At 63.4% G+C, this 16960-nt stretch carries 14 protein-coding genes; 10 read left to right on the top strand and 4 right to left on the bottom strand.

Translation table 11 applies throughout. The annotated features are described in order from the left end of the window. Positions 1-83: 83 nt before the first annotated feature. The 4 genes from I7X09_RS20595 (at position 84) to I7X09_RS20580 (ending at position 4365) form a co-directional block, all read left to right on the top strand. A complete protein-coding gene (locus I7X09_RS20595; RefSeq protein WP_200317951.1) occupies positions 84-1382 on the top strand; it encodes a hydroxymethylglutaryl-CoA reductase, degradative in 1299 nt (432 codons plus the stop codon). 5 nt (positions 1383-1387) lie between these two features. Beyond that, on the top strand, positions 1388-2356 hold the full coding sequence (locus tag I7X09_RS20590) for a hydroxymethylglutaryl-CoA lyase (protein WP_200313409.1): 969 nt from the start codon (positions 1388-1390) through the stop codon (positions 2354-2356). 78 nt (positions 2357-2434) lie between these two features. Then, complete coding sequence (locus I7X09_RS20585) at positions 2435-2986, top strand: hypothetical protein (RefSeq protein WP_234036649.1); 552 nt, start codon at positions 2435-2437, stop codon at positions 2984-2986. Beyond that, a complete protein-coding gene (locus I7X09_RS20580; RefSeq protein WP_124569388.1) occupies positions 2983-4365 on the top strand; it encodes a tripartite tricarboxylate transporter permease in 1383 nt (460 codons plus the stop codon). The genes I7X09_RS20585 and I7X09_RS20580 overlap by 4 nt, the downstream gene beginning before the upstream one ends. A 55-nt stretch (positions 4366-4420) precedes the next feature. Here the strand turns inward: I7X09_RS20580 and I7X09_RS20575 are convergent, their stop codons facing one another. From I7X09_RS20575 to I7X09_RS20565, 3 genes are all read right to left on the bottom strand, one after another. Further along, the gene (locus I7X09_RS20575) at positions 4421-5839 is read right to left on the bottom strand and encodes a GGDEF domain-containing protein (protein ID WP_234036648.1); all 1419 of its coding nucleotides are present in this window, start codon (positions 5837-5839) and stop codon (positions 4421-4423) included. A gap of 185 nt (positions 5840-6024) precedes the next feature. Next, positions 6025-6708, bottom strand: a complete 684-nt coding sequence (bioD, locus tag I7X09_RS20570) for a dethiobiotin synthase (protein ID WP_200313407.1) — start codon at positions 6706-6708, stop codon at positions 6025-6027. Further along, positions 6705-7850 (bottom strand): 8-amino-7-oxononanoate synthase, encoded by a 1146-nt coding sequence (locus I7X09_RS20565; RefSeq protein WP_200313406.1) that lies wholly within the window; start codon positions 7848-7850, stop codon positions 6705-6707. The genes bioD and I7X09_RS20565 overlap by 4 nt, the downstream gene beginning before the upstream one ends. A 38-nt stretch (positions 7851-7888) precedes the next feature. Here I7X09_RS20565 and I7X09_RS20560 point away from each other — a divergent pair, with 38 nt between their 5' ends. The 5 genes from I7X09_RS20560 (at position 7889) to I7X09_RS20540 (ending at position 15873) form a co-directional block, all read left to right on the top strand. After that, positions 7889-9181, top strand: coding sequence for an adenosylmethionine--8-amino-7-oxononanoate transaminase (locus tag I7X09_RS20560; protein ID WP_200313405.1), 1293 nt, complete (start codon positions 7889-7891; stop codon positions 9179-9181). A 57-nt stretch (positions 9182-9238) separates the two neighbouring features. Further along, the gene (gene glgX / locus I7X09_RS20555; RefSeq protein ID WP_200313404.1) at positions 9239-11590 is read left to right on the top strand and encodes a glycogen debranching protein GlgX; all 2352 of its coding nucleotides are present in this window, start codon (positions 9239-9241) and stop codon (positions 11588-11590) included. Between the two features lie 13 nt (positions 11591-11603). Next, positions 11604-13970, top strand: a complete 2367-nt coding sequence (gene treY, locus I7X09_RS20550) for a malto-oligosyltrehalose synthase (protein ID WP_200313403.1) — start codon at positions 11604-11606, stop codon at positions 13968-13970. A 94-nt stretch (positions 13971-14064) separates the two neighbouring features. After that, a complete protein-coding gene (locus tag I7X09_RS20545; protein WP_200313402.1) occupies positions 14065-14877 on the top strand; it encodes a mycofactocin-coupled SDR family oxidoreductase in 813 nt (270 codons plus the stop codon). 66 nt (positions 14878-14943) lie between these two features. After that, the gene (locus I7X09_RS20540; protein WP_200313401.1) at positions 14944-15873 is read left to right on the top strand and encodes an NADP-dependent oxidoreductase; all 930 of its coding nucleotides are present in this window, start codon (positions 14944-14946) and stop codon (positions 15871-15873) included. Here I7X09_RS20540 and I7X09_RS20535 read toward each other — a convergent pair. Continuing rightward, positions 15863-16309, bottom strand: a complete 447-nt coding sequence (locus I7X09_RS20535; RefSeq protein WP_234036647.1) for a PaaI family thioesterase — start codon at positions 16307-16309, stop codon at positions 15863-15865. The two genes, I7X09_RS20540 and I7X09_RS20535, sit on opposite strands and share 11 nt — an antisense overlap. A 55-nt stretch (positions 16310-16364) precedes the next feature. On the opposite strand from I7X09_RS20535, the gene I7X09_RS20530 reads away from it, so the two are divergent. After that, the gene (locus I7X09_RS20530; RefSeq protein WP_200313400.1) at positions 16365-16958 is read left to right on the top strand and encodes a TetR/AcrR family transcriptional regulator; all 594 of its coding nucleotides are present in this window, start codon (positions 16365-16367) and stop codon (positions 16956-16958) included. Positions 16959-16960: the final 2 nt, after the last annotated feature.

Here is a 16960-nt window from a genome sequence, read left to right as displayed (position 1 = left end):
GTGAGCACGTGGCTTGGCAGGCATCAACCTCCCTACTGTGAAGCGGAGCACAGAACCACTTCAGGAGGACAACCCCCGTGTCTATGAACAATCGGTCCAAGAACAACCGGTCTGTCAACAGCCGTATCGCCGATTTCCGGTCCTACGACGTCGCCGCCCGGCGCGCCGAGATCGTCCGCCAGACCGACCTGACCGAAGCAGACATCGCGGTCTACGACGCCGCCGACGGCCTCACCATCGACCAGGCCGATCGCATGGTCGAGAACGTCCTCGGCGTCATCGGCATTCCGGTCGGCGTGGCCACAAACTTCACGATCAACGGCGAGGACTACCTGATCCCTCTTGCCACCGAGGAGCCGTCGGTCGTCGCAGCTGCGAGCAACGCCGCTCGCATCGCACGCGGACTGGGCGGCTTTCACGCCTCCAGTACCCAGCCGATCATGCAAGCCCAGATTCAACTCGTCGACGTCGTGGATCCGCAGGCGGCCCGGATCCGGCTCCTCGAGGCGCGTGAAGAAATCATGGCACTCGCCAACGAGCAGGACCCGAAGCTGGTCAGCGTCGGCGGTGGCGTGAAGGATATTTCGGTTCGCGTCGTGTCCTCGGACCAGGCCACCTACGTCGTCCTCCACCTTCATGTCGACGTACGAGATGCGATGGGCGCCAACGCAGTCAACACGATGGCGGAAGCAATCGCGGATCGAGTGTCCGAGATCGGCGGCGGGCACGTCGTCCTGCGTATTCTCACCAACAAGGCAGATCTGCGGCTCACGCGTGTTCGCGCCGTGTTCGACGCCGAATTGATCGGCGGCGCAGAAGCAGTGGACAACCTGATCCATGCCGCACGTTTGGCCGAGCTGGATCCCTACCGCGCCGCGACACACAACAAGGGCATCATGAACGGCATCAGCGCCGTGGTGCTGGCGACCGGAAACGACACGCGTGCAGTCGAAGCCGGGTGCCACTCTCACGCAGTCAACGCCGACGGAATCTACTCCTCGCTCTCGCATTTCGAGAAGAACGCCGACGGAAACATCGTCGGCACCCTCGAGCTACCCATGCCGGTCGGCCTCGTCGGCGGGGCCACCAAGGTGCACCCCGTAGCGCAGGCCGCGATCAAGATGCTCGGCGTCGAGAGTGCCGAGGAACTCGCCGGCATCATTCTTGCAGTCGGTCTTGCACAGAACCTGGCTGCTGTCCGCGTTCTCGCCGGGGAGGGTGTCCAGCGCGGACACATGGGACTGCACGCCCGCAACATCGCTGCCACCGCCGGAGCGCAGAAGAGCGAGATCGACGCCGTGGTCGCACGCCTGATCGCGGACAAGAGCATTCGCGTCGAGCATGCCGAGAAGGTTCTCGCCGAGATCCGCGGCGGAAACTGACGACAATGACGGAAACAGTTGCAGGATCACCAGTGTGGAAACCGGCGCCTCATCGAGTGTCGGCGCCGGGCCTACCGACCTCGGTCCGGGTCTACGAAGTCGGGCCTCGAGACGGACTTCAAGCGGAAACGGCGGTGATCCCGACCGAGACGAAGGCCCAGTTCATCGAACGCCTGGTCGCGGCCGGTTCCCGCACTGTCGAGTTGACGAGTTTCGTCTCACCTCGATGGATCCCGCAACTTGCGGACGCGGAAGAATTGATGGGTCGACTCCACCTGCCGAACTCGGTACGTACGGTCGTTCTCGTCCCGAACCGCAAAGGTCTCGAGCGGGCCGTCGCCGCCGGGGCGCGTGAAGTTGCAGTATTCGTCAGCGCCACAGAGGAATTCGCGAAACGCAACCTCAATTCCACGGTAGACGGCGCGATCGCCGCGGCCGCCGAGGTCACGACCGCCGCTCGAGCCCTGGGACTTCCCGTCCGTGGGTACATATCGATGTGCTTCGGAGACCCGTGGGAAGGCGTCGTGTCCGTCGAGCGTGTCGCCGACATCGCCAAGGCCTTGATCGACAGCGGCGTCACGTCGCTCTCCCTCGGCGACACCATCGGCGTCGGCACCCCTGGTCATGCGCTCGCTCTACTCGGCGCGATCCGCGAACGTGGCATCCCCACATCGCAGATCGCGATGCACTTCCACGACACCTACGGGCAAGCACTGTCGAACGTCTACGCGGCGTTGACCGCCGGAGTATCCGAATTCGACAGTTCCGCAGGTGGTCTCGGACGGTGCCCGTATGCCAAGGGCGCGACCGGAAATCTCGCCACCGAGGATCTGGTTTGGATGCTCCACGGCCTCGGGATCGACACCGGCATCGACCTGGATTCGCTCACCGACACAAGTAGTTGGATGGCCGAACAGATCGGACACTCGAGCCCGTCCCGGGTTGTCAATGCCCTCCGCGCTGCACGCACCTGACATTCGCCAAGCAAGTCCCCCGCCTCCCAAGCCTCTCGCCCTGTATGACCTCGCCCTGTATGACACTGGAGAAGACTGATGTCACCACCGCAGTCGGCAACGACGCCGACCACCACAACCGAGCCGACCGAGCAGCAGACATACCTCGAAGTCTGGGGCGACACCGTCAACGGTCGACACCTCGCGATCTCTGTCGCAGTCGGCAGTGTCGTCGGCGCCTCGGCTCTTCTCGCAGCCCAAGCACTGTTCGAACGGGTCGTCAGCGAGCCGTCGTTGGCCCAGGCGTACAGCCTGCTGGTCGGCATCGCGGCCTGCCTGCTCGCCGGCGTCGTCTGCGGAATCTTCATCAAGCCGAAGCGGATAGTCGCCTTGGCGGCCGCCGACGCGGAGTCGATCGACGGTGTCATCACGATGATGAGTGAACAACGCCAGGGTCTCGGGACTCTCGCCGACATTCCGGAACAGAGCCAACTGGAACTTCGCGAACTCGGTCTGTACGACCACTTCGCCGCTGCCGAGGCCGAGCACGCGCGGGTCTCGAACACACCGGTCTCGAACACACCGGTCTCGAAAGCACCGGCCTCGAAAGCACCGGCCTCGAAAGCACCGAAGGACGGTGGGCTCGCATGAGTTCGGTTCTGACCAACGAAATTCTGATTGCCGTCCTCTTCGGCATCATCGGTGCGGTCGCGTTCACGTTCATCGGATTGATCTCCGGCACGGACGAGACAGCCACCATCGCACCGCTGACTCTGCTCGTGATCCTGCTCGGTGCTCCCCCGGCGGCAGTCTTCACGTTCTTCCTCTCCGGTGCGATCGCCAAACACATGACTCACGCGGTGCCGACGATGCTGTTGGGCATTCCCGGTGACACGATGGCGATTCCACTCCTGCCGGAGGCGCAGATGATGCGCTCACTCGGCATCCCGCACATCGCACTCCGCAAGGCGATCTCGGGAGCAGTGATCTCGGCGTTCGTCGCTGTGCCGGTTGCCGTCCTGTTCGCGACCATCCTCGCTCCGTTCGCCGACACCGTTCAGTCGATAGCACCGTGGCTGTTCCTGGTCGCCGCCGTCGGCATCGCCTACGCCTCGCCGGGCCGCTGGGCCGGAGTGGTCGCTCTCGTTCCCTTCGTGATCTTGATCCTGGGCGCACGCGCGTTGACGTCGAATTACGATGTGTCGCTCAACATCAGCTACTTCCTTGCCATCGCGGTCGGGCCGCTGATCGCGGACCTCGCGCTGACCTTGGGGCCGTCGAGTCGCAAGGACATGGAGCGCAGCGAACCCAAGACCGTCGCACTGGCCCCGGACATCAAGGGGTGGAAGGGATACTTCCCCAATCCTCTGAAGGTCCTCGATCGTAAGCAGATCGGCTACACCGCGGCGGCCTCCACGGTCTCCAGCGCAACGTTCGTCTTCAGCCCCGTTGCCATGACCGTTCTGATGGGTGAGCTGGTGGGTGCGCGGATCAAGAACGGCTACCACCGGCTGACCACCATGGTCTCGGCAAAGAACGGTACGACGGAATCCACGTACATCGCGGAAACCCTCATCCCTCTCGTGGCCTTCGGCCTTCCGCTCAGCCCGCTGGCAGCAGGTCCCGCGGCGCCTCTGTTCAACGCTCCGCCGGTCTTCGAAACCAATCAGGAAACCGGAGTGATCAACAATCTCTCCACGTACCTGACCCAGTGGGAGTTCCTGCTCTACGGCCTGCTCGCAGTCGTCACCGCGACGGTCATCGCATATCCGTTTGCCATGAACTACGCGTACCGCGCTGCGTCAGCGGTGGTCAAACACATCAGTCACGAAGCTGTGATCGCGGTGTTCACGGGACTGGTCGTGGTCATCAGCATCTGGGAGGGCGGCATCCTCGGGCTTCTGATCACCGTGACGGTCGGCCTCGTCGGCGGCTTGCTCGGGCGTCTGTTCAAGATCCACGGCGGTGTCCTGTTCATGGGTTACTACGTCGCGCTGTTCAGCGTCCCGGCTCTGATCAACCTGTTCTGAATCGCCCGACACCACCAACCCGTGCGGACCTGCAAGCACTGCGGGTCCGCACGGGTTACTTCGCTTCTCCGACCGTGAGCGACACGGTTCGATTCCGGTCGAGTTTCTTCGCCCGGTACAACGCTTCGTCGGCGCAGTCGACCAGTTGCGTCAGATCCGCACCGCCTGCAGGTGAACATGCGACACCGATACTGACGGTGGGCCCGAGTTCACCCAACACTGCCGACGAACTCTCGGCCTGCGCACGTCGAATCATCTCGGCCGTCTCGGTCGCACCCGCCAGATCGACACCGGCCATCAGTACGACGAACTCCTCGCCGCCCAAACGGGCGAACAGATGCTTGTCGTCGAGATTCCGCCGCACCTGATCGGCAAAACTCCCCAACGCGGTGTCGCCGGCGCGATGACCGAGGTTGTCGTTCACCATCTTGAAGTGATCCAGATCCATCATCAGGACGCTGACCGGACGTCCAGAGTGCCGACGCGGTTCGGTCGCACCCGTCACGCTGCCGCCTCGCCGCAAGAACTCGTCCCGACGCAGCGCACCGGTGAGATCGTCGTGGGTGACTGCCTGGGTGAGTGCCTCGAGCGCGCGGCGGCGCTCGAGGATTACGCAGGCCACCGCGATCGGCGCTACCGCCAGCAGCGACAATCCGATCTGGACCGACGCACTGACGGGCGAGACGCCCTCGCTGGACAATCCGAGATGACCGTCGGCCGTCAGTACCAACGTCCAGGCAGTTGATACGGCTGTGAGCACCGAGGTGACGAAGACATTGGTGAGCAAGGCGGCAGTCACCAGGGCCGGCATGGCAAACGCGATCGCTCCGGCACCGCCGATCACCCACTCCAAGATGATGCAGACGGCCAGCAGCGCTGTCGGAACCACAGATCGACGCAGAAGTGCGGCAACAGCTTTCGGGTCCCGATCCGCTCGCCGAAGCGAAGGGAATGTCAGCACCAACGGGACGATGGTCATGTAGTTGACGAACTCGCTCGAGAACCAGAGCAACCAGCCGTCCCACCACTGCCCGCCGAACAGCACGCGGTTCGCGATTCCGCCGACGAGTGCTGCCATCGACGCGGCGACGACCGTCGTCGCCACGAGATATCCGACAGACTCGATACTGTTCAGACGACGATCCTCACCGTCGACCCAGCGAAAGGCGTAGAAGCCGCTGGCAACCCCGACGATGTTGGCGGCGTTGAGCCACATCGTGGACTCCCACGCCCCACCGGTGATCAGGTCGGCTCCGACATAACCGACTACTACGCAAATCCAGGTGAGCAGTGTGGCGGAACGCGGCGAGCGAAAGAGAATCCCGAGTAGCAGCGCGTTGGCCGGCCAGAAGACAGCAAGCGTGCCCGGCAGACGGCTCAGAATTCCGACCAGGCACGAGACGAAGACGACTACGCCGACAAGCAGTGCGCGACGTACGGCCGATGACGACAACGACTTTTCGACCGTGCTCACCACCTACATCCGACTGACCTACTCACAATTCGACAACCACCGTCGGCGTCCCGGGTGCCCCGGATGCGGGGTCGCCCAAGACACCCGCCGAAATATACCGACCGGAATCGTACGCGAGAGACGTCGAAACCAAGGCGCCCCACTGTGCCTTGGCTATCGATGCAGACAAAACGGATGTTACGGCGTCAGTTGGCCAAAAGAGATTTACCGAGCGCGAGTGACGCAGTCCGAGCAAACTCTTGGGCATTCTCGCTGCCGCTTCCGGCAGGCATCAACCCGAGAAGGGGAACACCGCTGACCGAGACAAGATCCTCGCGATTGCATATCTCGGCGAGGTCCGGTTCCTGCGGCCACGAACCGATCACCAACCCGGCGCATTCCACGCCAACAGCACCCAGCGCTTCCACCGTCAGAGCCGTGTGATTGAGCGTGCCCAGGCAGGACGCAACCACCAGCACTACAGGTGCACCCAGCGCTGCCGCGAGATCGCGCGCGGTGAACCCGTCGACCCCCAACCGGACCAGCAAGCCGCCGGCACCTTCGATCAGGGTCATGTCGTGGGTGGTGTCCAGGTCGCGAGCAACTCGGACTACGTCGTCGAGCGCCAACAACGGCAGACCACTTCGACGTGCAGCAGTATCCGGCGCCAACGGTTCGGGATATCGCGCCAACTCGACCAGCGTCACGCCGCCACCGGTCAGACGCTCGATCTCGGCCAGATCACCCGCACCGTCCACGTCGACGCCGGTCTGGGCCGGCTTGAGCACTGCAACCGACTTACCCGACTGCACGGTGAGCGATGCCAATGCGGCTGTCACCACTGTTTTTCCGACGTCGGTCGACGTTCCGGTCACCAGGAGAATGCTCATGCTCGGGCCCCTGCCAATACTTCGCGCAGGACGAGAGCGATCTGCTCCATTTCGGAGGCCGACAGCGTCGCTCGAGCCGTCAGACGCAGCCGTGACGTTCCCTCCGGAACCGACGGCGGGCGGAAGCATCCGACATGCAACCCCTGGTCCCGGCACGCCGACGCGGCATCGAACGCCCGTTGCGGATCACCGAGAACGACCGAGACGACAGCAGATTCAGGCGACGGAGCACCGGTGACGTCCGCCAACTCGGATGCCCGGGCCAGGACGTCGAGCGCTCGCGTCGGCTCGCGCTGGAGTACGGCGAGTGCGGCTCTGGCCGCGCCGACGGCGGCCGGTGCGAGACCGGTGTCGAAGATGAACGTTCTTGCCGCGTCGACGAGATGCGCGCGGATCTTGTTGTCACCGAGCACAACTCCGCCCTGACTGGCGAGCGACTTGGACAGTGTTGCCGTCACGACGACGTCGGGTTCACCGGCCAGGCCCGACTCGTGGACGAGTCCGCGTCCACCGGCACCGCGCACACCGATGCCGTGCGCCTCGTCGACCAGCAGGATCGCCCCGTACTCCCGGCACACCTGATGCATCTCCCGCAGCGGCGCGAGGTCTCCGTCGGCACTGAAAACCGAATCAGTGACGACCAGAGCTCGCTCTTCCACTCTGCTACGCAACGTGTCGGCGAGAAAGCCCACGTCCGAATGCGGGGCAACGACGACCCGCGCGCGTGACAGGCGGCAGGCATCCACCAGCGAAGCATGCGATCCCGCATCGGAGACGATCAACGATCCGGGACCCGAGAGCGCCGTCACCGCACCGAGATTGGCTGTGTAACCGGAGGAGAAGACCAGCCCCGAGTCCGCCCCGACGAACTCGGCCAGTTCGACTTCGAGCAGTTCATGTTCGGTGGTGGTGCCGGTGACCAGACGCGAGCCCGTGGCGCCCGCGCCCCAACGGCGCAGTGCCGCCGTTGCACCCTCGATCACATCGGGGTGCCGCACAAGTCCGAGGTAATCGTTCGACGCCAGGTCGATCAACGGTGAGTCGACCGTGCGAGGACGGAGTTCGCGACGCAGTCCAGCGGCCCTACGGTCCGCTTCGACGGCAGAGAGCCAATTCAGCGAGGTGTTCACTTTTCCGACCATACTTGAACACCGTTCAACTCAATGGTTAGGGTGCATCCGTGCTCACAACCGGACTTGATCCCCAAGACGTCTCCGCCATCGATGCCGATGTTCTCTGGCATCCGTATGGATCATTTCCCTCGTCGACTCGTCCGCTGATCGTCGACTCTGCCGAGGGGGCTACCCTCACGCTCTCCGACGGCCGCCGACTGGTCGACGGGATGAGCTCGTGGTGGGCCGCCATTCACGGCTACCGCAATCCTGTGCTCGACGCCGCGGCCGCGCGGCAGCTGGGCAAGATGAGCCATGTCATGTTCGGTGGACTGACGCACGAACCCGCCGCTCGCCTCGGACGACTACTGGTCGACATCACACCACCACGCCTCGACAAGGTGTTTCTCTCCGATTCCGGTTCGGTGGCCGTCGAGGTCGCCGTGAAGATGTGCCTGCAGTACTGGCGGAGTCTCGGCAAACCGTCGAAGAACCGATTGATGACCTGGCGGGGCGGATACCACGGTGACACCTTCACCCCCATGAGCGTCTGCGACCCCGACGGCGGGATGCACTCTCTCTGGACCGATGTCCTGCGCGCGCAGGTCTTCGCGCAGACTCCCCCCGCGGACTATCGACCCGAGTACGCACAGGAGCTGGAAGCACTGCTGGCCGAGCATCACGAGGAACTGGCCGCGGTGATCGTCGAACCTGTAGTCCAGGGCGCCGGCGGAATGCGCTTCCACGACCCCGCCTACCTGATCGACCTACGTAATCTCTGCGACAAGTACCAAGTCCTCCTGGTCTTCGACGAGATCGCCACCGGATTCGGACGCACCGGCGAGCTGTTCGCCGCCGATCACGCCGGCGTCAGCCCCGACGTCATGTGCGTCGGCAAGGCCCTCACCGGCGGATACATGAGCCTGGCGGCGACGCTGTGCACCACGGAGATAGCGGAGGCGATCACCGCCGGCGAAGGTGGCGGGCTGATGCACGGCCCCACTTTCATGGGCAATCCACTCGCGTGCGCCGTCGCAGTCGCATCGACCGAACTGGTGCTCGCGATGGATTGGCGGCGTGATGTCGCAGCCCTCGAATATGGCCTCGTTCGTGGCCTCGCCGAAGCCGTCACAATTCCCGGGGTCGTCGATGTCCGCGTCAAAGGCGGGATCGGAGTGATCGAACTCGAGCAGCCGGTCGAGATGCAGAGCGCCACCGATGCAGCCGTCGACTCCGGAGTGTGGCTGCGACCGTTCCGAAACCTCGTCTACGCGATGCCTCCGTACCTGTGTTCGGAGGCGGAGGTGGAACAGATCACAGCCGGAATGCTGGCAACCGCCCGCAGCCAGGCAAAACGGTGATCAGCGCCGTAGACAGTCGACAAGATTCGATCGGCTGCACCCGATAGGGTCTGATTCATGGATCAACCGCCGAGCGAGACCTCAGCCACTCCCATCCCGGTATGGCCTGGCAGTGCGTACCCACTCGGTGCCACCTACGACGGTGCGGGGACCAATTTCTCGCTCTTCTCCGAGGTCGCCGAAGCCGTGGAACTGTGCTTGATCGCCAAGGACGGAACCGAAACCCGGATCCGGATGGACGAGGTCGACGGTTACGTCTGGCATGCATACCTTCCGTCCGTATCCCCCGGCCAGCGATACGGCTACCGCGTCCACGGACCGTACGATCCGGCGGCAGGCCTGCGGTGCGATCCGAGCAAACTGTTGCTGGACCCGTACGGAAAAGCATTCGACGGAGACTTCGACGGAGACCGTTCACTGTTCTCGTACGACGTCGAGTCGGCAGGCGATCCCGAACCTTCGGGAGACGACGACACTCCTGCAGCGGAGCCGGAAGACGCGACCGACGAGACGAGTTCGGAAGCCGAATCGGGCGAGGTGGTCCTCGAGGGCGAGGTCGAAGACACGTCACCCACGGGCGATCAGGAATCCGACGAGATCCTCGACCCCGAACCCTTCGATCCCGCCCCACTCACCGACGAACCCGCCACCATCCCTTTCCCCCAACATGATTCGCTCGGCCACACGATGTCGACCGTCGTCATCAATCCCTTCTTCGACTGGGCGTCCGATCGCTCGCCGAAGCGCCCGTACCACGAGACGGTCATCTACGAAGCGCACGTCAAGGGTATGACCGCGACGCACCCCGGAATTCCGGAGGAACTGCGCGGCACCTACGCCGGACTCGCGCATCCGGTGATCATCGAGCACCTCACCAATCTGGGTGTCACTGCTATCGAACTGATGCCGGTCCACCAGTTCATGCACGATCAGGTGCTTCTCGACCAAGGACTGCGAAACTACTGGGGTTACAACACCTTCGGTTTTCTCGCTCCGCATACCGACTACTCGTCGGCCGCAAAACCCGATGCGGCCGTAGCGGAATTCAAAGCGATGGTGCGCAGCTTCCACCAGGCAGGCATCGAGGTGATCCTCGACGTGGTCTACAACCACACCGCCGAGGGCAACCACATGGGGCCGACCATCAGCTTCCGCGGCATCGACAATGCTGCCTACTACCGCCTGGTCGACGGCGACGAAGCGCATTACATGGACTACACCGGAACGGGCAACAGCCTCAACGCCCGTCATCCGCACACACTGCAGCTGATCATGGACTCGCTGCGGTACTGGGTCACGGAAATGCATGTCGACGGTTTCCGCTTCGACCTCGCCTCGACACTCGCCCGTGAACTGCACGACGTGGACCGCCTCTCCGCCTTCTTCGATCTGGTGCAACAGGATCCGATCGTCAGTCAGGTGAAGCTGATCGCCGAACCGTGGGATGTCGGCGAGGGCGGTTACCAGGTCGGCAACTTCCCCGGCCTGTGGACCGAATGGAACGGCAAGTACCGCGATACCGTCCGTGACTACTGGCGCGGTGAACCGGCAACGCTGGGCGAGTTCGCTTCCCGCCTCACCGGATCCTCTGATCTCTACGAGGCCACCGGACGTCGCCCTGGCGCGAGCATCAATTTCGTCATCGCTCACGACGGTTTCACCCTGCACGACCTCGTCTCGTACAACGAGAAGCACAACGAAGCCAACGGCGAGAACAACAACGACGGCGAGTCGCACAACCGATCGTGGAACTGCGGCGTCGAAGGCCCCACCGACGACCCGGAGATCCTCGACCTGCGTGGACGTCAGAGCCGGAATATTCTCGCGACGCTGATGCTCAGCCAGGGCACCCCGATGCTCGCTCACGGCGACGAGATGGGCCGAACTCAGCAGGGCAACAACAACGTCTACTGCCAGGATTCGGAACTGTCCTGGATGGACTGGACTCTCGCGGAAACCAACGCGGATCTCGTCGAGTTCACCAAGCGCGCAATTGCCTTGCGCGCCAAGAACCCGGTCTTCCGGCGTCGTCGATTCTTCGAGGGTCGACCTATTCGAAGTGGCGATCAAAGTCGCGACATCGCCTGGCTCACGCCGTCGGGCGAGGAGATGACTCCGGCCGACTGGGACAGCGGTTTCGGAAAGTCGTTGGCCGTCTTTCTCAACGGTGACGTGATCCCGGAACCGAACTACCGCGGCGAGCGCGTCACGGGAGATTCGTTCCTTCTCTGTTTCAACGCCCACTACGAAGATCTCGAATTCTCCACCCCCAACGCGGACTACGCGTCGGAGTGGACCGTCGTACTCGACACCTCGGTCCCCACCGGTGAGAGCGACACCGTGGTCAAAGCCGGAACGACATTGGATGTAAAAGCCCGAGCATTGACGGTACTTCGCAGAACGGCCTGAGGGAGACGTGCAGATGGCCCCGATAACCAGCACCTACCGACTGCAGTTGCGCCCGGACGCGTTCACCCTTCGTGATGCGGCCGCGCAAGTGGACTACTTCGAGGCGTTGGGGGTCTCGCACCTCTATCTCTCCCCCATCCTCACGGCAACATCCGGGTCGACGCACGGCTACGACGTCACCGATCCGACAACCGTGTCCGAAGGACTTGGTGGCCGCGAGGCGTTGGTAGAGCTCTCGCACGCGGTTCGATCACGTGGGATGGGCCTGATCGTCGATCTGGTCCCCAACCATGTCGGTGTCGCCATACCTCGCGAAAATGCCTGGTGGTGGGACGTTCTCACGCACGGGCAGTCGTCGGAATACGCAGACTTCTTCGACATCGATTGGGCCGACGACAACGGAGCCAACGGCGCCGAGGGCAAGCTCTCGCTCCCGGTACTGGGCAGCCCGGACGATCTCGACGCACTGACCGTCGAGAAAGACGGTGAGGAAACACTTCTCGCTTTCTACGAGCACCGCTTCCCCGTCGCGGCGGGCACCGAACACGGATCTCCACAGGAGGTCCACGCCCGGCAGTCGTACCGACTCGTACCGTGGAACGCCGGGATCATCAACTACCGACGGTTCTTTGCCGTCAACGAACTCGCTGCAGTGCGCCAGGAGGACCCCAAAGTCTTCGAACTCTGCCATCGGCAAGTGAAGTCGTGGGTCGACGAAGGACTGATCGACGGCGTTCGCATCGATCACCCGGACGGACTCGCAAATCCGGCGGAATATCTCGGGCGCCTGCGAGAACTGATCGGACCAGATCAGTGGCTCGTGATCGAGAAGATCCTCGGCCACACTGAGCCACTCGATCCGCTGCTCCCGATCGACGGCACCACCGGATACGACGCGCTCAATCATCTGGGCGGCATTTTCGTCGATCCCGCCGCCGAACTCGAATTGACCGAACTCTCGGCAGATCTGACCGGCGACGACGGGGACAGTACGTGGTTGCATCACACCGAACGTCAGTTCAAACGCGACACCGGGCGCGGTGACCTTGCCCCCGAGGTTCGCAGGCTCGTGCGCGCAATTCGACGTGAAACCGGAAGTCGTTGCAGTGAGACCGAACTGAACGACGCCGTGGTGGTCGCGATCGCTCGGATGCCGGTGTACCGATCCGATTACAGTCCCCTCGCCGGATTGGCCGCTCGTATCGTCGGCGACATGCACGAATTGGCTCCCGGGCATGAAGCAGCGTTCAACGTGTTGGCGCAGTCACTGGTGAACGGAGGTGAAGCGGCAGTTCGCTTCCAGCAGGTGTGCGGCGCTGTCATGGCCAAGTCCGTCGAGGATCGTCTCTTCTATCGGACGGCGCGCCTGGTCTCACGTCAGGAAGTCGGCGGCAACCCGGCGTCGCTTGCCGTCTCCGTCGCCGAATTCCATCTCCACAACGCGGACCGAGCGAAGCGGTGGCCGCGTGCGATGACGAGTCTGTCCACTCACGACACCAAACGCGGCGAGGACGTGCGGGCACGGATCGGTGTTGTGTCTCAGGTGCCTACCCTGTGGTCCAGGATGATTCGCGAGTGGGAAGGCGTGTGCCCCAGCCCTGATCCGCTGACCGGATTGTTTTTGTGGCAGAACATCATCGGTGTTTGGCCGGCCGACGGTAGCCCTGCGTCCTCGCTTCCAGAACTGCGCGAACGTTTACACGCCTATGCAGAAAAGGCCGTCCGTGAATCCGGCGCAAAGACGTCCTGGAACGATCCCGACGTCGGCTTCGAGTCGGCGGTGCATCACTGGATCGACCAGGCGATCGACGGTCCTGTCGCTGATTCGGTCAGCGAATTCGTCGGCCGGATAGCGCGTCACGGCTGGTCGGACTCTCTGGGCCAAAAGTTGCTCCAACTCCTCGGGCCCGGCGTTCCCGATGTCTACCAGGGCACCGAGCTCTGGGAGGACTCGTTGGTCGACCCGGACAACCGGCGCGTTGTCGACTACGCGGCGAGGCGTTCCCTCCTCGATACCGGTGGCACGCCGATCGACGCGACAGGAACTGCAAAATTGCACCTCGTTCGCACGGCACTGACACTGCGGCGTGAGAACCCCGCGTGGTTCGAACGCGGCGCATATCGGCCGGTCTTCGCCTCAGGTTCCGGATCCGGTCATCTGGTCGGCTTCTCGCGGGGCCCCGCGGGAGATCCACCCATGGTCGTTGCTCTGGCGACGCGACATTCGCTCGGACTCTCGTCGCACGGCTGGCGAGACACACGAATCGACCTTCCCGAAGGCGAATGGGTCGACGCACTGAGCGGACAACCCGTCACATCCGCCGATGCACGCGATGTCTTCGCCGCCGGGCCATGTGCCCTGTTGACCAGGGTGAGCTGAGCGCTTTCCGCTGACTGGGCATTCACCCCCGAAAAGAACTTCGTCGCGCTAACTTCCGAAGAGCAGATCGTCACCACTATTCGGAGGTTTGAGCATGACTGCCAATCGATACACCGGAAAAGTTGCCTTCATCACCGGAGCAGCCCGCGGTCAGGGGCGGGCGGAAGCTGTCCGGCTGGCAGAAGAGGGCGCAGACATCATCGCCGTCGACGCGTGTGTTCAATTCGAATCCACGTCTTACGCCGGCGCCACCGAAGACGACCTGGCCGAGACAGTCGAACTGGTCAAGGCCCTGGACCGTCGAATTGTTGCCGGCAAGACCGACGTACGCGACTTCGCTGCGCTGTCCGCGGCGCTCGATGCCGGCATCGACGAACTGGGGCGCCTCGACGTCGTCGTCGCGAACGCCGGAATCTGTTCTGCCAACATGTCCTGGGAAATCACGCCCGAGCAGTGGCAGGAAACGCTCGACGTCAACCTGACCGGCGTCTTCCACACCGCCAAGGCAGCGATCCCGCACCTGATCAAGCAAGGCACCGGTGGCTCGATCATCTTCACCAGTTCCGTCGCCGGCCTGCGTGGGCTCCCCTTCCTCGGCCACTACGTCGCGAGCAAACACGGCATCACCGGTCTGGCCAAGACGATGGCCTCGGAATTGGGGCAGTACAACATTCGGGTCAACACCATCCACCCGCACGGCGTGGAAACCGGAATGCAGATGACGGACATGCGGCCGCTCATCGACGCGAACGCTCACACCCTCGGTCCGATCTTCATGCAGACCTTGCCCGACCCGGTCAGCCAGCCGGAGGACATCGCCGCAGCCGTCGCGTTCCTCGGTTCTGACGAGGCCCATCACATCACCGGCATCGCGATGCCGCTCGATCTGGGCACCCTGATCCGCTGATCGAATCTTCTCGAGTTTTTCCCGTCCTCGGGGAATATCGCTTCCCCGAGGACGGTTGCGCGAGACATGAGCAAAACTGTTGTAGCGCAGACGTACGGCACGCCCGAGGTCCTGGAGCTGGTGGACATCGATTTACCGGCACCGAAATCAGGCGAAGTCCTGGTCGACGTGAAGGCGATCGGGGTGAATCCCTTCGACTTCAAGCTCTACAGCGGTGCTTTCGGCACCGATCCCGAGAAACTTCCGATCCGCCTCGGCGGCGAGGCGGCGGGCGTCGTCTCTGCCGTCGGTGACGCTGTCGCGGACGTGGCAGTCGGCGACGAGGTGATCGTCAGCCCGGGCAACGGTCTCTATTCCGAACAGGTTGTCGTTCCGGCCTCCTCGGTGACCGCGAAGCCCGCCGGCATCGGCTGGGAGCAGGCGGCCGGACTCCTTCTCGTCGGCGGAACTGCAGTCGACGCCCTCGACACGATTAGAGTCGGCTCCGGCGATACCGTTCTCATCCACGGCGCGTCCGGCGGCGTCGGCGCGATTGCCGTCCAGCTGGCAGTAGCTCGCGGGGCCACCGTGATCGGCACTGCGGGAGCCTCCAATCAGGAGTACGTGCGTTCACTCGGCGCTACCCCGGTGGTCTACGGCAACGGCCTCGAAGCCCGCGTTCGTGAACTAGCACCGAACGGTGTCGACGCCGCTTTCGACACCGCCGGAACTGACGAAGCCGTCGATACATCTCTGGCGTTGGTCACCGACAAGAGCCGTATCGTCACCATCGTCGCGTTCGGACGCGCCCAGACCGACGGCTTCGCGTCTGTCGGCGGAGGCAATCCGGCAAGTGCCGAAGCACGTTTGAAGGCACGATCCGAACTGGTCGAACAAGCCGGTTCCGGACATCTCACCGTGAAGATCGCCAAGACCTTTCCACTGACGGACGTCGCGCTCGCTCACACCGAGTTGCAGAGTTCTCATCCCGCCGGGAAGTTCATCCTCATTCCCTGACTTTGCCTGGGGTTCCCTGAGATTGAGCGCCGAGTGGAACCAACAGAGTGGTGCCGAACGCGACGAGCACGGATTCGCCTTCGCGTTCGGCATGTACCTCGGCAGTGACGAACACCTGCTTACGCCCGGCCTTGACCGAGCGTGCCGTGGCGACGAATGCGGTTCCGACTCCTGGGCTCACGAAGTTGACCGCACAGTTGGATGCGGCCACTACGCCCACCTGTGTGAAGGCGGCAAACCCACATGCGGTGTCCACGAGCCCCGCCACGAGCGCAGCGTGCAGGTGTCCGGAGTACTGGCCGAGATCCTCACGCCATTCGAGCCGCAGGCGCACGCGACCCGGTTCTGCTTCCGTGACCTCGAAGCCCGCCCACCGATTGAAGGCCGCCGACGCGTTGACCGCGCGCAATTGCTCGAGTATCTCCGCATTCTCCATGTAGACCAGTCTACATAGATTGTGATGGTTCGCTGGTGTGTTTAAGCTCCAACGCGTGGCGACTCCCCCGAAACACCGCGAGGCACTTGTACGAGCTGCGGCCGATCTGTTTCGCCGCCAGGGATATGCGGCAACAGGCCTCAACGAGATCCTCAAGTCGAGCGGGGCGCCGAAAGGTTCGCTCTACCACTACTTTCCCGGCGGCAAGGAGCAGATCGGCGAAGAGGTCGTCCGCGTCGGCGGGCAGTTGGTCACCGACACTCTGACCGAACTCGGCGAGAGCCAATCAGACGCCGGATCGCTGCTGCGCGAGTACGCGCGGTTGCTCACCGGATGGGTCAGCGATTCGGACTTCCACGAAGGCTCGCCGATCACGACGGTGTTGTTGGAACTTGCCCCCGATTCGGAGAGCGTGACAGCCGCCGGACAGGCGGTCTACCGACAGTGGACTTCGCTACTGCGCGACTCACTGGTCAAATCCGGCGTCGCACGTACGCGAGCGGAACGACTTGCCATCCTTGCAGTGTCCGCGCTCGAGGGTTCGCTGGTGCGGGCTCGAGTCGAACGATCAGGTCAGCCGATTCTCGATTCACTCGGCGAGGTCGCCGACGTGTTCGACGGAGCAATCGCTGCGGCAGCCGTGCACTGAGC

Source organism: Rhodococcus sp. P-2 (assembly GCF_016598535.1).
Classification (GTDB): domain Bacteria; phylum Actinomycetota; class Actinomycetes; order Mycobacteriales; family Mycobacteriaceae; genus Rhodococcus_F; species Rhodococcus_F baikonurensis.
Note: the sequence above shows the minus strand (reverse complement) of the source record. Positions and strands in the feature narration are given on the sequence as shown.

Excerpts from the sequence above, each read along its gene's own strand:
- I7X09_RS20595 (WP_200317951.1), top strand. The coding sequence starts at position 84 with ATGAACAATCGGTCCAAGAACAACCGGTCTGTCAACAGCCGTATCGCC.
- I7X09_RS20590 (WP_200313409.1), top strand. The coding sequence starts at position 1,388 with ATGACGGAAACAGTTGCAGGATCACCAGTGTGGAAACCGGCGCCTCAT.
- I7X09_RS20585 (WP_234036649.1), top strand. The coding sequence starts at position 2,435 with ATGTCACCACCGCAGTCGGCAACGACGCCGACCACCACAACCGAGCCG.
- I7X09_RS20580 (WP_124569388.1), top strand. The coding sequence starts at position 2,983 with ATGAGTTCGGTTCTGACCAACGAAATTCTGATTGCCGTCCTCTTCGGC.
- bioD (WP_200313407.1), bottom strand. The coding sequence starts at position 6,708 with ATGAGCATTCTCCTGGTGACCGGAACGTCGACCGACGTCGGAAAAACA.
- I7X09_RS20565 (WP_200313406.1), bottom strand. The coding sequence starts at position 7,850 with ATGGTCGGAAAAGTGAACACCTCGCTGAATTGGCTCTCTGCCGTCGAA.
- glgX (WP_200313404.1), top strand. The coding sequence starts at position 9,239 with ATGGATCAACCGCCGAGCGAGACCTCAGCCACTCCCATCCCGGTATGG.
- treY (WP_200313403.1), top strand. The coding sequence starts at position 11,604 with ATGGCCCCGATAACCAGCACCTACCGACTGCAGTTGCGCCCGGACGCG.
- I7X09_RS20545 (WP_200313402.1), top strand. The coding sequence starts at position 14,065 with ATGACTGCCAATCGATACACCGGAAAAGTTGCCTTCATCACCGGAGCA.
- I7X09_RS20540 (WP_200313401.1), top strand. The coding sequence starts at position 14,944 with ATGAGCAAAACTGTTGTAGCGCAGACGTACGGCACGCCCGAGGTCCTG.
- I7X09_RS20535 (WP_234036647.1), bottom strand. The coding sequence starts at position 16,309 with ATGGAGAATGCGGAGATACTCGAGCAATTGCGCGCGGTCAACGCGTCG.